At 64.8% G+C, this 16,886-nt stretch carries 12 protein-coding genes; 7 read left to right on the top strand and 5 right to left on the bottom strand.

From position 1 onward, the window contains the following. Window positions 1-3 precede the first annotated feature (3 nt). Window positions 4-1,479 (bottom strand): esterase-like activity of phytase family protein, encoded by a 1,476-nt coding sequence (locus AC1DVW_RS12605; protein ID WP_477323462.1) that lies wholly within the window; start codon window positions 1,477-1,479, stop codon window positions 4-6. A 234-nt stretch (window positions 1,480-1,713) separates the two neighbouring features. Between AC1DVW_RS12605 and AC1DVW_RS12600 the strand changes: the two genes are divergently transcribed. Further along, complete coding sequence (locus AC1DVW_RS12600) at window positions 1,714-2,028, top strand: ferritin family protein (protein WP_477244675.1); 315 nt, start codon at window positions 1,714-1,716, stop codon at window positions 2,026-2,028. A 34-nt stretch (window positions 2,029-2,062) separates the two neighbouring features. On the opposite strand, the gene AC1DVW_RS12595 is transcribed toward AC1DVW_RS12600, so the two are convergent. After that, a complete protein-coding gene (locus AC1DVW_RS12595) occupies window positions 2,063-3,082 on the bottom strand; it encodes a LacI family DNA-binding transcriptional regulator (protein WP_477323460.1) in 1,020 nt (339 codons plus the stop codon). A 196-nt stretch (window positions 3,083-3,278) separates the two neighbouring features. On the opposite strand from AC1DVW_RS12595, the gene AC1DVW_RS12590 reads away from it, so the two are divergent. The 5 genes from AC1DVW_RS12590 to AC1DVW_RS12570 all read left to right on the top strand — a co-directional run bounded on the left by AC1DVW_RS12590 (window position 3,279) and on the right by AC1DVW_RS12570 (window position 8,249). Beyond that, window positions 3,279-4,313, top strand: a complete 1,035-nt coding sequence (locus tag AC1DVW_RS12590; RefSeq protein ID WP_477244679.1) for a Gfo/Idh/MocA family protein — start codon at window positions 3,279-3,281, stop codon at window positions 4,311-4,313. Continuing rightward, window positions 4,313-5,218 carry a sugar phosphate isomerase/epimerase family protein gene (locus AC1DVW_RS12585; RefSeq protein WP_477323458.1) on the top strand — a complete coding sequence of 302 codons (906 nt, stop codon included), beginning with the start codon at window positions 4,313-4,315 and terminating at the stop codon, window positions 5,216-5,218. The genes AC1DVW_RS12590 and AC1DVW_RS12585 overlap by 1 nt, the downstream gene beginning before the upstream one ends. A 99-nt stretch (window positions 5,219-5,317) precedes the next feature. Then, entirely contained in the window at window positions 5,318-6,325 is a 1,008-nt protein-coding gene (locus AC1DVW_RS12580; RefSeq protein ID WP_477244683.1) for a substrate-binding domain-containing protein, read from the top strand. An 86-nt stretch (window positions 6,326-6,411) separates the two neighbouring features. After that, window positions 6,412-7,209, top strand: a complete 798-nt coding sequence (locus tag AC1DVW_RS12575; protein ID WP_477277222.1) for an ATP-binding cassette domain-containing protein — start codon at window positions 6,412-6,414, stop codon at window positions 7,207-7,209. Beyond that, complete coding sequence (locus AC1DVW_RS12570) at window positions 7,206-8,249, top strand: ABC transporter permease (protein ID WP_477277220.1); 1,044 nt, start codon at window positions 7,206-7,208, stop codon at window positions 8,247-8,249. Before AC1DVW_RS12575 ends, AC1DVW_RS12570 begins: the two co-directional genes overlap by 4 nt. Before the next feature lie 27 nt (window positions 8,250-8,276). Here AC1DVW_RS12570 and AC1DVW_RS12565 read toward each other — a convergent pair whose 3' ends face one another. The 3 genes from AC1DVW_RS12565 to AC1DVW_RS12555 form a co-directional block, all read right to left on the bottom strand. Beyond that, window positions 8,277-11,021, bottom strand: coding sequence for an ATP-dependent helicase (locus AC1DVW_RS12565; protein WP_477323456.1), 2,745 nt, complete (start codon window positions 11,019-11,021; stop codon window positions 8,277-8,279). Between the two features lie 141 nt (window positions 11,022-11,162). Next, window positions 11,163-12,446 (bottom strand): flavin-containing monooxygenase, encoded by a 1,284-nt coding sequence (locus AC1DVW_RS12560; RefSeq protein WP_477323454.1) that lies wholly within the window; start codon window positions 12,444-12,446, stop codon window positions 11,163-11,165. Between the two features lie 122 nt (window positions 12,447-12,568). Beyond that, window positions 12,569-14,209 (bottom strand): LuxR C-terminal-related transcriptional regulator, encoded by a 1,641-nt coding sequence (locus AC1DVW_RS12555; RefSeq protein WP_477323452.1) that lies wholly within the window; start codon window positions 14,207-14,209, stop codon window positions 12,569-12,571. Window positions 14,210-14,470: 261 nt separating this feature from the next. On the opposite strand from AC1DVW_RS12555, the gene AC1DVW_RS12550 reads away from it, so the two are divergent. Then, window positions 14,471-16,783 (top strand): glucose/quinate/shikimate family membrane-bound PQQ-dependent dehydrogenase, encoded by a 2,313-nt coding sequence (locus AC1DVW_RS12550; protein WP_477323450.1) that lies wholly within the window; start codon window positions 14,471-14,473, stop codon window positions 16,781-16,783. The last annotated feature ends 103 nt before the right edge of the window (window positions 16,784-16,886 follow it).

Genomic DNA, 16,886 nt, shown 5'->3' with positions numbered 1-16,886 from the left:
CGACTACTTCTTGGCGAGGCCCGGAAGCGTGACCTGATAGACCAGGAACATGGTGTCGACATCGGCGCCGTCCTCGGCCTTGTAGGGCGCGCCGACCTGGAAGCCGTCCTGTGTGAGGAAGTCGTTGTCGTTGGCGACGAACAGGAAATAGTCGTCGGGCAACGCCGGATCGAGCACGCTGACCACCGACATCGCTTCCCACTTCTCGGAGAGGTTGTTCTTGTCGTTGGGCGCACCATTGTGCAGGCCGAAGCGGCCGAGCTCACCCTTGTCGTTGATGTCGATGAACGGCGTCAGCTTGGCCGGCGTCACCGAGGGGTCAAGCACGCCCTTGGGCGCGACCGACTTGTCGGCAGCGTCGAAGGCGCCGTTGGCAATGTCGGTCGCCGCGGAGAGATCGACGATGTTGATCAGGCGCAGAAGCGAGGTGTCGCCTTTCAGCCCCTGGCCGTTGTTGCTGTCGCGCGTGATCATCAGAAACGTCTGGTCGGACAGCGCCACGATCTCGCTTTGCGCGGCGATCTTGGTCTTGCCCGTGGCGTCGGTGAACACCGGCAGCGGCACGATATATTCATGCGCCAGTTTGAGGTGGGCGAGGTCGGAGGCGTCATAGACCAGCGCGCGGGTGTTCTGGCGCGTCGAGCCAGAATCGCCGCCATCCTGCCGCGGCGCCGATTGCAGGACGGCGATGAGGAACTTGCCGTCCGGTGTCAGCGCCATGCCTTCGAGGCCCTGGTTGTTCTGACGGCCGGTGTCGGGATCCTTCGGATCGGGCTCGGCCGCACCCGGGCCCGGATTGTCGGACGCGAAATTCGGCGCGCCATGGCGCATCGGCACCAGGGCGGCCGGCGGCTGCGTGGCCGACAGCAAATGGCCGTCGGCCGAGAAGCGGTAGATGTTGGGGCCGTATTCGTCGGAGATGAACATGGTGCCGTCGGGCAGCCGCGCGATCGCCTCGTTGTCGAGCGCCAGCTTGCCGTTGACCTCGGGCAGGATCGGCAGGTCGCCGCTTGCCGCGCGAACGCCGTTGAGCGGGTCGAGGCCGGTGGCGTCAGCACCCTTGTCGTCGGTCAAAAGCATGGTGTCGGCGAGCGTCGCCTTGACGCCCGTCTGTTCCTGTCCGGCCGCAGCAGCGGCACCGGGTGCCACCGGCGTGAACTCGATGCCGATCGTGTTGAGGCGCGGCCGGTAGTCGGTGGTGCCGACGACGTTGTAGCCGCGGTCCGGCAGCAGCCACAGCGAGCCCCTGTAGCCGTCGGCGTCATGCGTCCAGCCAGCGGTGTCGATCGACATGCCGGAGCCGGAGCCGAAGGTCTCGCCGAACTTGTCCTTCAGGTTGGCCGGGATGCGGCCGACGCCGACCAGCCCCTTGTTGACGAGGCCGCCGATGGTGGCGGTGCCGTCGGCCAGCGTCGGCGTCACGGCGCCGAACAGCGCCAGCGCGACGCCGAGCGACAGGGTTAGGTGCGAGTTCTTCATGATTATCCTCTTTGCGACAAAGCTGGAGCGGCCAAAACCCGAAAGGACTCCACGTCGCATCGGACGATGCCGCGAGCCCTTTTCCCGGAAGCGGTCTAGGACGCGAACATGATACTGGCGTGACAGGGGCGGGCTCGCCGGCAGCCGGAACCATTCTCCATTCTGATCCGTTGCAACGAAGCCTGATGCCGCTTCGCTTGATCGGCCGGGCTATGGGATCAGGAAGGGACAGAAATGGGTTTCGATCAGTATCACGAGCCGCCGGAAGAACTGTCGCAGAAGGTGCGAACCTTTGCCCGCATGATCACCTCGCTGATCGAGGAGGCGGAGGCGATCGGCTGGTACGAACAGCGCATGTCGGTGGAAAAAGACCCTCAGGCCAAGGCGATCATGAAGAACGCGCAAGGCGAGGAATTCAAGCATTTCGGCATGGATCTGGAATTCCTGCTGCGTCAGAAGACGGACTGGCGGGCGGAATTGAAGGAGATCCTGTTCACCACTGGCGATATCGTCAAGGCAGGCGAGAGGGGCGAGAAGAAGGTGGATTGAGCTACCGGCCTTAGCCACCAGCCGCTGCTCCAGATCAATCGCTGTCGCGCGCGACCAACTCCAGCGGCCAGACCTCGCGGATGAGGCGCGGGCCGTCCGGGCCGGCGAAGGCCGGGATCGAGGCCAGCAGAATCTCGGCGAGCCTTTGGCCCATCGGCTCCAGCGCCGGGCGGAAGGCGGTCAGCGCCGGTGAGAAGTAGCGGCAGAGCGGCGTGTCGACGATGACGGTCACCGCCATGTCGTGACCGGGCTTGATGCCCATCTCGGCCAACGCCTTGCAGCCGCCAAGCGCCATCGCGTCATTGTTGAAGATGATGGCGGTCGGCTTGGCCTGCATGACCTGCGGTGTCACCTCGTAGCCGCCGGCCTCGTTGATGAAGCCGGAGGCAATCAGGGCGGGGTCGACCTCGATGCCATGCCGCCGCAGGGCCTTGCGATAGCCGTCGAGAAACAGATAGCCGAAATTGAGGTCAAGCGACGGACGGATGGCGGCGATGCGGCGGTGGCCGCGCGCCACCAACCGGTCGACCGCGTCGGCACCGGCCTTTTCGAAGTCAAGGTCGAGGCTGGGATAGGATTTGGCGCCGGAGCGGCTGCGGCCCAGCGTGGCGAAAGGGAAGCCGGCCTGGGTCAGATAATCGATGCGCTCGTCTTCGCGCCGCGTCCAGGCAAGCACCACGGCGTCGGCGCGGCGCGTCTCGACGACACGGCGCAGACGTTCCGACTGATAGTCGCCGGGCGCGCCCATGACCACGGTGAGGTCGAGCCCGCTCTCAGCCAGTTTAGCCTGGAGTCCGATCAGGAACGGAATGAAGAACGGCTCGCCATATTGCTGGTCACCCGGATGCGGCTGCAGCATGAAGGCGATCGAATGGGTGGCGCCCTGGCGCAGACTGCGACCGGACTGGTTCGGCGAATAGTTCAGCGTCTTGGCCGCCGCCAGCACGCGCTGACGCGTATCGGCATTGACGTCGGCGCGTCCATTCAGCGCCCGCGACACGGTGCCGATCGAAATGTTCAGGTGACGTGCAAGGTCGTGAATGCTGGACGCCAAAGGACAGTTCTCCCCCAACCCTCGCTATCACCGGCGGCTGCTCAGGCCAAGGCGACAAGACGATTTTTTACAAGCAGGCGATTGACATTCTACCTCATCGGGTGTGTTCTCGTAAACGTTTACGGAAAAACGTTTACGATCAAGCCGTGAATGCCGTGACGACCGGTCTGGAGGGACCGAGAGGGAGGAGTGCTGGATGATCAACGTCGTCCTGGTCGGTTGCGGAGCGATGAGCAAGGCCTGGCTTGATGCAGCCAGGCAGGTTGCCGGGCTCGCCATTGTCGGCCTTGTCGACCTTGACGCCGACAGGGCGAAGGCGAGGGCGCGCGAATACGAGCTCACCGGCGCCGTCATCGGCACCAGCCTCGACGCGGTGCTCGACCAGACCCGGCCCGATGCCGTTTTCGACGTCGTTGTTCCCGCCGCGCGGCGCGACGTTGCGTTCTCGGCCTTTGCCCATGATTGCCATCTGCTGACCGAAAAGCCGCTCGCCGACAGTCCCAGGAATGCGCGCGCCATCGTCGAGGCGGCGCGCAGTGCCGGGCGTATCCATGCCGTCGTGCAGAACCGGCGCTATGTCGCCAATGTCAGGCGCATCAGGCGCTTTCTCGATTCCGGCGCCATCGGCGCGCCAACCAGCATCCATGCCGACTTCTTCGTCGCGCCGCATTTCGGCGGTTTTCGCGAAGAGATGGCGCATGTGCTGCTGCTCGACATGGCGATCCACACATTTGATGCCGCCCGCTACATGGTCGCCGGCGAACCGGCCGGTGTCTACTGCCAGGAATGGGAGCCGGCCAATTCCTGGTATCGGCAGGGATCGTCGGCAAGCGCCGTCTTCGATCTCGGCGGCGGCAAGCGTTTCACCTACGCCGGCAGCTGGTGCGCCGCCGGCTTCCGCACCAGCTGGGAAAGCACGTGGCGCATCATCGCCGAGAACGGCAGCCTGGTCTGGGACGGCGAGGAGGGGCTGAAGGCGGAAGTTGTTCTGTCGGTCCGCGACGGCCTGTTCGACCTGACCCAGCCGATCATCGTGCCGCCGCTCGATCCCGCCGACCGCATTGGCGGCCATCTCGGCATCATCCAGGATTTCATGCGCGCCATCGAGACCGGCACCGAGCCGGAAACGCGCGGATCCGACAACATCAAGAGCCTGGCCATGGTTTTTGGCGCCATCGAGAGCGCCGAGACCGGGCGCCGGGTGGCGATCGCTTCACAGGAACAACAATGATGCCAAACCCGCTTCTCGACATCAGGATCGGCACCATGGTGCGGGCCAATCTTGAAGACCCAGCCGCCTATATCAAGGCGATCCTGCCGCTCGGCTTCGAGAGCGTCCAGCCCTTCTTCTGGCAGACGCTGGGCGGCAAGGACCTGCCGCGCCTCGCCGGTGAGATTCGCGAGGCGATCGGCGATGCCGACGTCACGGTCTCCTCGCTTGGCGTGTTCGGCAATCCGCTGGAGAGCGGCGATGTCGATCGCGGTGTGCTCAAGGCCTGGGAAACGGTGATCGACAACGCGCATCTGTTCGGCGCCTCCACGGTCAGCGGTTTCACCGGCCGCCTTCGCGGCAAGCCGCTGCCGGAAAGCCTGCCGCGCTTCAAGGAGGTTTGGGGGCCCCTGGCCAGGCGCGCCGCCGACAAGGGTGTGCGCATCGCCTTCGAGAACTGCGCCATGGACGGCAACTGGGCGGCGGGCGACTGGAACATCGCCCACAATCCGGATGCCTGGGAGATGATGTTCAACGAATTGCCTGACGATAATCTCGGCCTGGAATGGGAGCCCTGCCACCAGCTCGTCTATTTGATCGACCCGATGCCGCAGATCCGCAAATGGGCGCCGCGCATCTTCCACGTGCACGGCAAGGACGCGACGGTGCGCTGGGACGTGATCCGCGAGCATGGCGTGTTCGGCCGTCTGCCCTTCGTGCAGATGCGCACGCCGGGCTTCGGCGACAGCGACTGGACGCGGGTGATCAGCGAATTGCGGCTGGCCGGCTACAAGGGCGCCATCGACATCGAGGGCTGGCACGACCCGGTCTATCGCGACGATCTCGAAATCACCGGCCAGGTGCGGGCGCTGGACTATCTCAAGCAATGCCGGGGAGGTGCCAGCTTCTTGCCGAATCCGGTGTGAGTGCGGGCCGGCGGGAAGGTGCCGGCCAGCCAAGATTGCGGCGTATTGCCGATCGTCGAAACCCCTCGGCTTGCGAGGGAACAAAGGGAGGATAAGTGCATGAGCATGACGATGAGAAGGACACTTCTGCGCTCGACCGTCGTGGCCGCCGCCACCGCGCTCGCCGCTGCGATCTCGACCTTGCCCGCGCAGGCGCTCGACGCCAAATGGTGCAAGGACGTCCACATCCGCTTCTTCGTCGGCGGCGCCGAGGGCGACGCCTTCGGCACCATCGTCTATAATGGCGCCAAGCAGGCCGAGGCCGATCTCGGGCCGAAGGTCGATTACATCTTCTCCGGCTGGGACGTCGAAAAGATGGTGCAGCAATTGCGCGAGGCGGTCGCGGTCAAGCCCGCCGGCATCGCCATGATGGGCCATCCGGGCGACGCCGCGATCATGCCGCTCGCCGAGCAGGCGCATAAGGACGGCATCAAGATGATGTACCAGAACGTGCCTGTGCCGACGGTGACGGCGGCGTTCGGCGGCGGCTATGTCGGCGCCCAGCAGGAACAGCAGGGCCGTGCGCTCGGCGCCGAGGCGTTCAAGCTGGCCGGGCTGAAATCCGGCGACAAGGCGATCATGATCGGCCCGTTCGACAATGAGAGCCGGGGCGCACGCGAGCGTGGGACGGTGGCCGCGCTGAAAGAGGCCGGCATCGATGTCATTCAAATCAATTCTGTACCCGAATGGGCTGCAGATCCGAATCTCGCGATCCCGGTGATCACCGCCGCGTTGCTCAACAACCCCACCGTCAAGGCGGTCGGCTATCCCGGCGGACAGATGCTCGGCAATGTGCCGACCTACATGCAGGCCGCGGGCAGGAAGGCCGGTGACATCTTCAACTTCGGCTTCGACACCAGCCCGCAGATCGTCGAGGCCTTCAAGGGCGGCTGGGTGCAGCTGACGGCCGACCAGCAGCCGTTCATGCAAGGTTATCTGCCGATCCTCAGCCTCTGCCAGCAAGTGGTGCTTGGGCTGGCGCCAATGAATGTCGACACCGGCGCCGGCTTCGTCACGCCGCAGAACTACGAGATCGTTTCCGAGTTGGCCAAGCAGGCGCTGCGCTGACCTCCCAAGGCTGCCGGCCGGGATTTCGCCCGGCCGGCGGGACCGCCGGCAAAGAGGCTGGCAAGCGACAATCAAGCGAGGATACGATGGCCGAACGCATCATCGAACTGCGCGACATCAGCAAGTCCTATGGCCAGGTCTATGCGCTGGGCGGGGTCAATCTCAGCGTCGACCGCGGCGAGGTGGTCGGCCTGATCGGCGACAATGGCGCCGGCAAGTCGACGCTGATCAAGATCCTGTCGGGCGTGGTCAAGCCGACCAGCGGCGAGATTCTCGTGCGCGGCAAGCCGGTGACGGGATGGAGTGCGGCACGATCGCGCGACGCCGGCATCGAGACGGTGTTCCAGGACCGGGCGCTCGCCGTGCAGCAGACCATCGTGCGCAACATCTTCATGGGCCGCGAACTCACTGGCTTCATGGGCTGGCTGAAGGTCAACAAGGAGATCGAGGAGGCGAGCCGGCTGATGCGCGAGATCGGCTTCACTTCGAAAGTGTTCACGCCACAGTCGATCGTCGGCCAGCTCTCCGGCGGCGAGCGCCAGGGCGTGGCGATCGCACGCGCCATCTACAAGCAGGCGGAGCTGATCATCCTCGACGAGCCGACGACGGCACTGTCGCTGACCGAGACCGCCAAGGTGTTCCATTTCGTGCGCCAGGTACGGGCGAGCGGCCGCTCGATCCTGTTCATCGGCCACAACATCCATCACGTCTTCGACATTGCCGACCGCTTCGTGGTGATGGACCGCGGCAAGGTCGCGCTGACCGCCGACCGCAGCGAGGTCAAGTCGGCTGAAGACCTCATCAACTTCATGGAAGACGTCGCGCATCCGGGCGGGTTGCCCGGGCTGCACGATGCCGGCGACGCGGAGCACGCAACACGATGAGCAAGACCATGGAACCTGATCTGCACCCCGCCGGCATTCCCCGCCCCAGCCCCCAGAAGGAGTGGAAGCACCCATCCGATCACTGGATGCGCGGCTTCATCCTCGACAACCGGGCTTCGCTCGGCACGCTCGGCGTGTTCGTGGTGATGATGGCGGTGTTCATGATCGCCAACCCGACCGTGTTCACCACCTGGTATCTCTACAGTTCGGTGCTGACCACGCTGCCGGTGGCGCTGTTCGTGGTGGTGCCGCTGGTCTTCGTCGTCACCTGCGGCGAGATCGACCTGTCGTTTCCGGCGACGATGGGCTTTGCCTCATGGGTCTTCGCGCTGGTCGTGCAGGCCGGCTACGATCCATTTCTAGGCATCGCCGCCGCACTCGTCACCGGCATGCTGCTCGGCTTCCTGGTCGGCTCCCTGGTGGTCTATGGCGGGCTGTCGTCGCTGATCGCCACGCTCGGCATGAATTTCCTGCTGCGCGGCCTGATCCAGATCATCAACGAGGGCAAGTCGATGGCGCTGACCGGCCTTGCCGACAGCTGGGCCTACAAGATCTTCTCCAGCCAGCTCTACGGCATTCCGGTGCAGATCTTCTGGGCCATCGCCTTCGTCGTATTGTCGGCGATGCTCTACAACCGCCATCGCTTCGGCGCGCAGGTGAGGGTGGTCGGCGACAACCCTGACAGCGCCCAGCAGATGGGCATCGACGTCAAGCGCGTGCGGGTGAAAGTGTTCGTCTTCGTCGGCATCGGTGCCGCGATCGCCGGCACCTTTTCGGTGATGATCAACTTCACATGGTGGCCGACCGCAGGCGACGGCTATCTGCTGCCGGTGCTTGCCTCGGTGTTCGTTGGCGGAACGCCGACCTGGGGCGGCATCGGCACCGTCGTCGGGGGAGCCATCGGCGCCGTCACCGTGTCGTTCATCCAGACCGGCGTCGTGGCGGCGGGCCTCAGCGGCTTCTACGTCCAGTTCTTCAACGGCCTGATCATCATCCTGTCGCTGCTCGGGCATAAATGGAACCAGGCGCGGTATCGGTGACAGTAGGCTCTTTGTAGCCGAGAGGCGTCACACAGCCGCGACGAACCCGTCCAGAACGCGCTTCTGGCCGGCCTTGTCGAAGTCGATGGTCAGCTTGTTGCCTTCGATGGCCGAAATGTTGCCGTTGCCGAATTTCTGGTGGAAGACGCGGTCGCCGACGCTGAAGGCCGACGGCGTGTCGGCGACGGATTTGGCGACCAGCTCGCCGTCGATGGTGCGGCCTTTGACGCTGGTGCGGCCAGCGCCATAGCCACTGTCCGTCTCGCCATAGCCGATGCGCTCGACCTGATGGCCGGAGCGCGAGCCCCAGTTGCGGTCGGTTGCCTCGGTTCGGTTGGCTTGCGCGCGCTGCCAGCCCGGTGTCGCATAGGTGTTGGAGAAGGCGCCGGATTTTTCCGCGCTGCCGGTGTTGGCGCCGACATTGTCGAAGCGTGAGGCGCCATACGGATTCTGCCTGCCACCACGTCCGGAGGCAAAAGAACCGCCGCCATAGGAATTGCCGTAGCCGCCATAGGAGTTGCCGCTTTCGGCGACCTCGACATGGGCGTTCGGCAACTCTTCGAGGAAACGCGACGGGATGGTCGACTGCCAGAGCCCGTGGATGCGGCGGTTGGAGACGAACCAGATGTGCAGGTTCTTCTTGGCGCGGGTCAGGCCGACATAGGCGAGGCGGCGCTCTTCCTCCAGCCCGGAGCGGCCACCTTCATCGAGCGCGCGCTGATGCGGAAACAGGCCTTCCTCCCAGCCGGGGAGAAAAACAGTTTCGAATTCGAGGCCTTTGGCCGAATGCAGCGTCATGATGTTGACGGCGTCGAGCTCGGCATTCTGCTCGGCATCCATGACCAGCGCGACATGCTCGAGGAAGGAGCGCAGCGATTCATACTCCTCCATCGAGCGGATCAATTCCTTCAGATTCTCCAGCCGGCCAGGGGCTTCGACCGAGCGGTCGTTCTTCCACATATCGGTGTAGCCGCTCTCCTCCAGAATGGTCTCGGCGAGCTCGGCATGCGGGGTGGTTTCCAGCGCCTTTTGCCAGCGCTCGAAATTGGCCGACACCTCGCGCAATGCCGCGCGCGGCTTCGGCTTCAGCTCGTCGCTTTCGGCAAGTTTCGACGCCGCCTCCAGCATCGGGATGCGCAGTGCGCGCGCGGTGTCGTGGATCTGGCGGATGGTGGCTTCGCCGAGGCCGCGCTTGGGCACATTGACGATGCGCTCGAAGGCGAGATCGTCGGCGCCTTGCGCGACGACGCGGAAGAAGGCCAGCGCGTCGCGGATTTCGAGGCGCTCGTAAAAGCGCGGGCCGCCGATGACGCGGTAGTTGAGGCCGAGCGTGACGAAGCGGTCCTCGAACTCACGCATCTGGAAGGAGGCGCGCACCAGGATCGCCATGTCGTTGAGATTGTGCTTTGCGCGCTGGTAGGTCTCGATGGTCTCGCCGACGGCACGGGCCTCCTCCTCGGAATCCCAGGCGGCATGGACATGCACCTTCTCGTCGTCCTCGGCGATTTTTTCGGTGAAAAGCGTCTTACCGAAGCGGCCTTCATTGTGGGCGATGAGGTGGGAGGCGGTGCCGAGGATGTGCGCGGTGGAGCGATAGTTGCGCTCCAGCCGGATGATGGTAGCGCCGGGGAAATCCTTGTCGAAGCGCAGGATGTTGTCGACCTCGGCGCCGCGCCAGCCATAGATCGACTGGTCGTCGTCGCCGACACAGCAGATGTTTACGGTGGCGCGGGTTTCGGCCGAAGAGCGCCCAATCTCCCCCCTTGTGGGGGAGATGTCGGCGGAGCCGACAGAGGGGGGCGCTGTCCCGCCGGCATCTCCGCTGTGGGCATTGGAGGCGCCGCGATCCTTCGCGCCCCCCTCTGTCCTGCCGGACATCTCCCCCACATGGGGGGAGATCGGCTTGCCGCCGGCGTTCGCGCTTTTTCCCACACCTTCCGGCCTTTGCGCCAGCAGGCGCAGCCACATGTACTGGGCGGTGTTGGTGTCCTGATACTCGTCGACGAGGATGTATTTGAAGCGCTTGTGGTATTCCTTCAGCACATCCGGATTGGCGCGGAAGATACGGATCGGGTGGCATAAAAGGTCGCCGAAGTCGCAGGCGTTCAGCGTCTTCAGTCGCTCCTGATAGGCCTTGTAGAGTTCGCGGCCCTTGCCGTTGGCGAAGGCGCGAGCGTCGCCCTCCGGAATGTCGGCGGGGCCAAGGCCCTTGTTCTTCCAGCCGTCGATCATCTGCGCGAACTGCTTGGCCGGCCAGCGCTTGTCGTCCAGCCCTTCGGCCTGGATCAACTGCTTGATCAGGCGCACGACATCGTCGGTGTCGAGGATGGTGAAATCGGATCTGAGCCCGGCAAGCTCGGCGTGCCGGCGCAAAAGCTTGACGCCGATCGAGTGGAAGGTGCCGAGCCAGGGCATGCCTTCCACTGCTTCACCGACCAGCAGGCCAATGCGTTGCTTCATCTCGCGCGCGGCCTTGTTGGTAAAGGTGACGGCGAGGATCTGCGAAGGGAAGGCTTTTCCGGTGGCAAGAATGTGTGCGATGCGGGTGGTCAGAACGCGCGTCTTGCCGGTGCCGGCGCCGGCCAGCACCAGAACCGGACCTTCGGTGGTTTCCACCGCCAGCCGCTGCTCGGGGTTGAGGCCGTTCAGATAATCGGGGGCATTGTTGTGGCCGCTGCGGGCCGCCATGGCGCGCGCGGCTATGCCCGACGGGGCCGTAGGCCGCGCGTTCGGTTCGTCAAAAAAAGGCATGTCTTCCGAAAAGCCGGACATCGCCCCCGAATGTAGTGATTCGGTGGCGAAAGGCCAGAAGTGTCTACGTTTTGTTCTGGTTTGGAAGCCAGATTCCCGGGCGCCGTGCGAATATTGTCGCCGCAGCACCCGGCAAGCTGTGCAAAACCTTCTCGCCCGGCCTTACCCGGCGGCCGCCCGCATCCGATCGCTGATCTTGTCTGCGACATACCCGGCATCGCGTGCCGCGCCATGGATCATCGTCGAGGATGTGGAGTGCTGGAAGTGCAGGCCGCAGACATAGAGGCCGGTTTCGCCCTCCACAGCGCCGCGATACTGTTTCACCCGGCCGCTGTCGTCGAAGATCGGCAGCTTGATCCAATCCAGTCCGGCCCGAAACCCGGTGCACCAGATGACGTTCGAAACGTCAAGAAGCTGGCCGTCGTCGAGCAGCGGTTTGCCGTCGCGGACCCCGGCAACGCGGGCGACCCGGCGGACGCCGGCGGCATCCAGATCCCGAGGCTTGACCCGGATCAGCGGCAGGCCATGGGCGAGCTGCCCGGGTTTTGCCTTGCGGCCCATTGGCGTATCGACGGTGAGCAATCGATGGAAAACGAAGCGGAAGACGACAGGCAGGATCAGGCGCATCGCGAGATAGCCATTGTAGGCGACCGGGATGTGGCCTGGATGCCTGCCGGCCAGCCAGACCTTGTGCGTAGGCACGAGATCCATGGCGATTTCCGCGCCGGAATTGCTGGCGCCGACCAGCAGCACGCTGCCCGGCTTGAGTTGCTCGGGGTTCTTGTAGGCGACCGAATGGAATTGCCGGATCGACGGATCGAGCGAGGCCGCGAATTCCGGGATCTTCGGCTTCTGGTAGCTCGAGGCCGCGACCACGACATGATTGGCGATGTACCGCGTCCGGCCAGCCGTCACGACATAGCGGCCGTCGATGCGGGTCACCTCGTCGACCTTGACGCCGGTGCGCACGGGCAAGGAAAATTTTCCAGCATAGGTCTCCAGATAGTCGGCCATGTCGTCCTTGGTCGGGAAGGAATAACGACCAGCGGGGAAGGGCATGCCGATCAGCCCGTCAAAACGCGCTGGTGTGAACAGGCGCAGCGAATCCCAGCGCGAACGCCAGATGTCACCGACGCGTTCGCGGGCCTCCAGCATGACGAATTTCACGCCCCGGTGGGCGAGGTGATAGCCGACGGAAAGGCCATTCTGTCCGGCGCCGATGACGACGACATCGACATGTTCTTCCCTCGGCACTGGTCGCGTTTCGTCGCCGATCGGCGCCTGGCTGCCAACTGCCTGCAGTGTGCCGGCCTCCAGTTGCATGAACGCCACGCCTTGTTCCAGCAGCGCGCCGGCACGCGCCCTGGTCTCGGCGATGCCGACACGGCTGCTGCGGGGCTTAATTCCATGCGTTGAGATTGGGCCGGATGTCGAAGTCGGGGTCATGATCGTCTCCATGCGGTTCGTCAGTCATGGATCAAAGATAGCGAACCGGCTCGGCGGCGCTTCGGGGAGATACCCCAGACGACAAAAGAAACGGCATGGGGATTTCCCCCCATGCCGTAGCGTCAGAGCAGGCCGTTCTGGAAGGCGTAAGCGGTCGCTCCGGCGCGCGAGTTGACCGCGAGCTTGTCGAATATGTTGCTCAGATGCCGGTCGACGGTCTTTTCGCTGAGGCCCAATTCGGTTGCTATCAGCCTGTTGGTCTTGCCGGTGGCGACAAGGCCGAGCACTTCGATCTCGCGCCGGGTCAGGCCGTGCGGACGCGAATTGGTTGGTCCAGTCAGAGCAGTGACGCGGGCGAGGTCGGGCGCGGCGCCAAGTTCGGCGAAGATCGCCCGGGCGGCGTCGAATTCAAGCCCGGCACTGTCCTCGTCGCCAAGGCTGCGGCAGGCCTGCCCGGCCAGGACGCGCAGACGCGCCTCCAGATAGGGCGCGCCGGCCCGCTGCCAGGTCGTCAGCGCGGCGCGGAAATGGCCGAGCGCTGCTGCCGGGTTGTCTTCGACCAGTTCGATTTCGCCTTTCGCCTGCGCGGCCATCGCGGCCAGAATGTCGGTGGCGAAGCGGTGGGAGATCGCCTGCAATTCCTGGCAGGCGTCGCGCGCCTCCACTTTGGCCCCGGCGGCGATCATGATCTCGACCAGCGCCGGCAGCAGGCGGGCCCGGCTCAGCGGGGCCTTGGTCGTGGCCAGCACGCGGCGAATGGTTGCCGCTGCCTGTTCAGCCCGGCCCTGCATGAGACGCAGCAGGGCCATGCCGGGCTGCGGCTCGAGCCCGAGCCGGCTGGCGGAACGGTAGAGCTTCTCGGCGGCGGTGACTTCGCCGCGCAGCCTGTGGATTTCGGCCTCCTGATAGGCTGCTCCGGCCTCCATCTCGTTGCCGATCGCGTGGGCCAGCGACAGCGTCGCGCGCCGCGCCTCGGCAATGGCTTCCTGCCAGGCGCCGTTCAACTCCAGGATCTCGGCGCGGTGCAGCATGCAGATGCCGTGGAACTGAACCAGCTGCGGCTGTGCTCCGCACCAGTCCGACAGCGCATCGGTCCATTCGCGCGAGCGGTCGAGCGCATAGACCTGCCGGCACGCAGCGATGAGGTTGCAGTAGATGAGGCCGGTGACGATGGGCGAGAGCTTGCCTTCGGCAGCCGGAAGCATGGCTTCGTCGAGCAAGGCGATGCCTTCCTCGATACGGCCCTGCCGCACCAGGGCACGGCCGAGATAGCATCTGGCGAAGGCGATCAGGTCGATGTCGCAACAGCGTTCGCCGACCGCCAGCGCCTGTCTTGCCAGCATCTCAGATGCCGGGTCATTGCCGGTCATGAGCTCCTTTTGCGCGGCCAGCAACACCAGGTAGCCATGCGCCGCACACTCGCGGCCGAAGCCATCCGCAAGGCGTTGCGCCTGCTGGATCATGGCCGTTGCGTGGCCTTCCTCGCCCAATGCGAAAAGACGGAAGCCACGGAAGAATGCCCAGTAGGCCGCGAGGTCGTCACGTCCGGCTTCGATATGCATGTCGTAGAGACGCGCGCCGGCGGCGAAGACGTCCTCATCGCGGTCCAGCATGCCTCCCGACCAGAGCAGCCGTTCCAGGTCTTCCGGGCCCAGCGGCGCGATCTCATCCGTCGCCCGCAAAAGCTCGAATGCATCTGCCCATGCCCGCCGTCCATAGGCGTTGCGGGCCTGTTCGAGCAGCGAGGCGGCATCGGCTTTCATCGGCAAAGCATAGCATTGCCCAGCGGGCGGCAGAAGAATAGCGAATGCCACGCCCCGTCATATCGACGTGAGCGGCGACACAACCAGAAGATAGGCAAAGCAAGTCCGGGCTTCAAAGGATGTTGTTCTGCTAATTTGACACCGGGCGCAGGCGGGCGGAAAACTGCGGCCGCGGATGAAATAGAATTGGAAGCGGGGTACGTTTCCATTTCATGGTGGCGGTTTGGGCCGCTCGCCTGTTGCGCCCGAAGGAGTGTCGTCATGGCAACCGTCCTTACCGCCCTGGTTCTGGCTGTTATCGGACTGGTGATTGGCGGCGGCGGCATCCGGTTGGCGATGCTGGGCGGCAGCTGGTACTACCTCATCACAGGCATCGCCTTCCTGGTCGCAGCCTGGCTGCTCTACAGGCGCAAATCCACGGCGCTGTGGCTCTATGCGGCGATCGTCATCGGGACGCTGTGCTGGGCGGTCTGGGAAATCGGCTTCGACTGGTGGGAACTCGGCCCGCGCGGCGGCGTCATCGTGCTTCTGGCGCTGTGGCTGTTGACGCCGTGGGCGCGGCGCGGCCTGACCGGCCCCGACGCGCGGGCCCCGCTGATCCTGGCGGTGCTGGCCTCGCTCGCCGTCGCCGGCTATTCGATGACCGCCGATCCAAAGGACATTGCCGGCGAACTCAGCAGCGACAAGGTGACGCCGACCGCCGATCTCGGCGGCAATGTGCCTGCAGGCGAATGGCACTTCTATGGCCGCACGCAGTATGGCCAGCGCTATTCGCCGCTCGACCAGATCACATCGGACAATGTCGCCACGCTGCAGCCGGCCTGGACCTATCGTACCGGCGACGTGAAGGGTCCCGACGACATTGGCGAGACGACCTACCAGGTGACGCCGCTGAAGATCGGCGACGCGCTCTACATCTGCACGCCGCACAATTTCGCCATCGCCATCGATGCCGCAACCGGCAAGGAGAAATGGCGCTTCGATCCCAAGATCAAGCTGGACAAGGATCGCCAGCACCAGACCTGCCGCGGCGTGTCCTATTATGCCGACGCCAAGATCGCCTCCGGCCAGCCCTGTGCGACGCGCGTCTATCTACCGACGTCCGACGCGCGGCTGATCGCGCTCGACGCCGCCAACGGTCAGGTGTGCCCGTCCTTTGCCGAAGCCGGGACGCTGAACCTGCTCGCCAACATGCCATACCCGAAGTCGGGCTATTATTATTCGACCTCTGCGCCGCTGATATCGGGCGGCAAGATCATCGTCGGCGGTGCGGTCAACGACAATTATTCGACGCAGGAACCGTCCGGCGTCATCCGCGCCTTCGACGTCGACACCGGCGCCCTGGTGTGGAACTGGGATTCCGGCAATCCGGGTGAGACGACGCCGCTGGCGGCGGGCCAGACCTACACCAACAACTCACCCAATATGTGGTCGACGGCGAGCGCCGACGAGAAGCTCGGCCTGCTCTATGTGCCGCTCGGCAACCAGACCCCTGACCAACTCGGCGCCGGGCGCAGCGCCAATGTCGAGAAGTTTTCCTCCTCGATCACGGCGCTCGATCTCGCCACCGGGCAGTTGCGCTGGGTGCGGCAGACCGTGCACCACGACCTCTGGGACATGGACGTGCCGGCGCAGCCGACGCTGGTCGACATCACCACCGCCAGCGGCGTGGTGCCGGCGCTGGTCGGGCCGACCAAGCAGGGCGACCTCTATGTGCTCGACCGGCGCACGGGCGAGCCGATCGTTCCGGTCAAGGAAGTACCGGCGCCAGGCGGCGCGATCGAAGGCGATCACACCTCGCCGACACAGCCGGCTTCGGACCTCAGCTTCAATCCGAAGCCGCTGACCGGCGCCGACATGTGGGGCATCACCATGTTCGACCAGCTGGCCTGCCGGATCGAACTCAAGAAATTGCGCTATGAGGGCCGCTACACGCCGCCGTCCGTGCAGGGCTCGCTGATCTATCCCGGCAATTTCGGCACCTTCAACTGGGGTGGCGTGGCGGTCGATCCGGTGCGGCAGGTGATGTTCGGCATGCCGACCTATCTGGCGTTCACGTCGAGGCTTGTGCCGCGCGCGGAGGTGCCGCCGCCCAGCGACACCAAGGGCAGCGAGCAGGGGCTCAACCGCAACGAGGGCGCGCCTTATGCAGTGGTGATGGGACCATTCCTGTCGCCGCTCGGCATTCCCTGTCAGGCGCCGCCCTGGGGCTATGTGGCGGGCGCCGATCTCAGGACCGGAAAGATCATCTACAAGCACCGCAACGGCACCGTCTACGACATGACGCCGTTGCCGCTGCCGCTCAAGGTCGGCGTGCCGGGCATTGGCGGGCCGATGATCACCGCCGGTGGCGTCGCCTTCCTGGGAGCCGCTGTCGACGACTATTTCCGTGCCTATGACCTGACATCGGGCAAGCAGCTCTGGCAGGCCCGTTTGCCGGCCGGCGGCCAGTCGACGCCGATGACGTACACGGTCGCCGATGGGCGCCAGTTCGTGGTCATCGTTGCCGGCGGCCACGGTTCGGTCGGCACCAAGCCGGGCGACTATGTGATGGCCTACACGCTGCCGAAATAGGTGCGCTGATATTCAGGTGATGCCGGCCTGCGAACGGCTGATACCTGCGCTTCCGGCCTTCGCCGACCGAAGCCATTTATGAGAGTTGCGTGTCAGCTAAGGC

It is taken from the genome of Mesorhizobium sp. P3_B5 (assembly GCF_056402815.1).
Note: the sequence above shows the minus strand (reverse complement) of the source record. Positions and strands in the feature narration are given on the sequence as shown.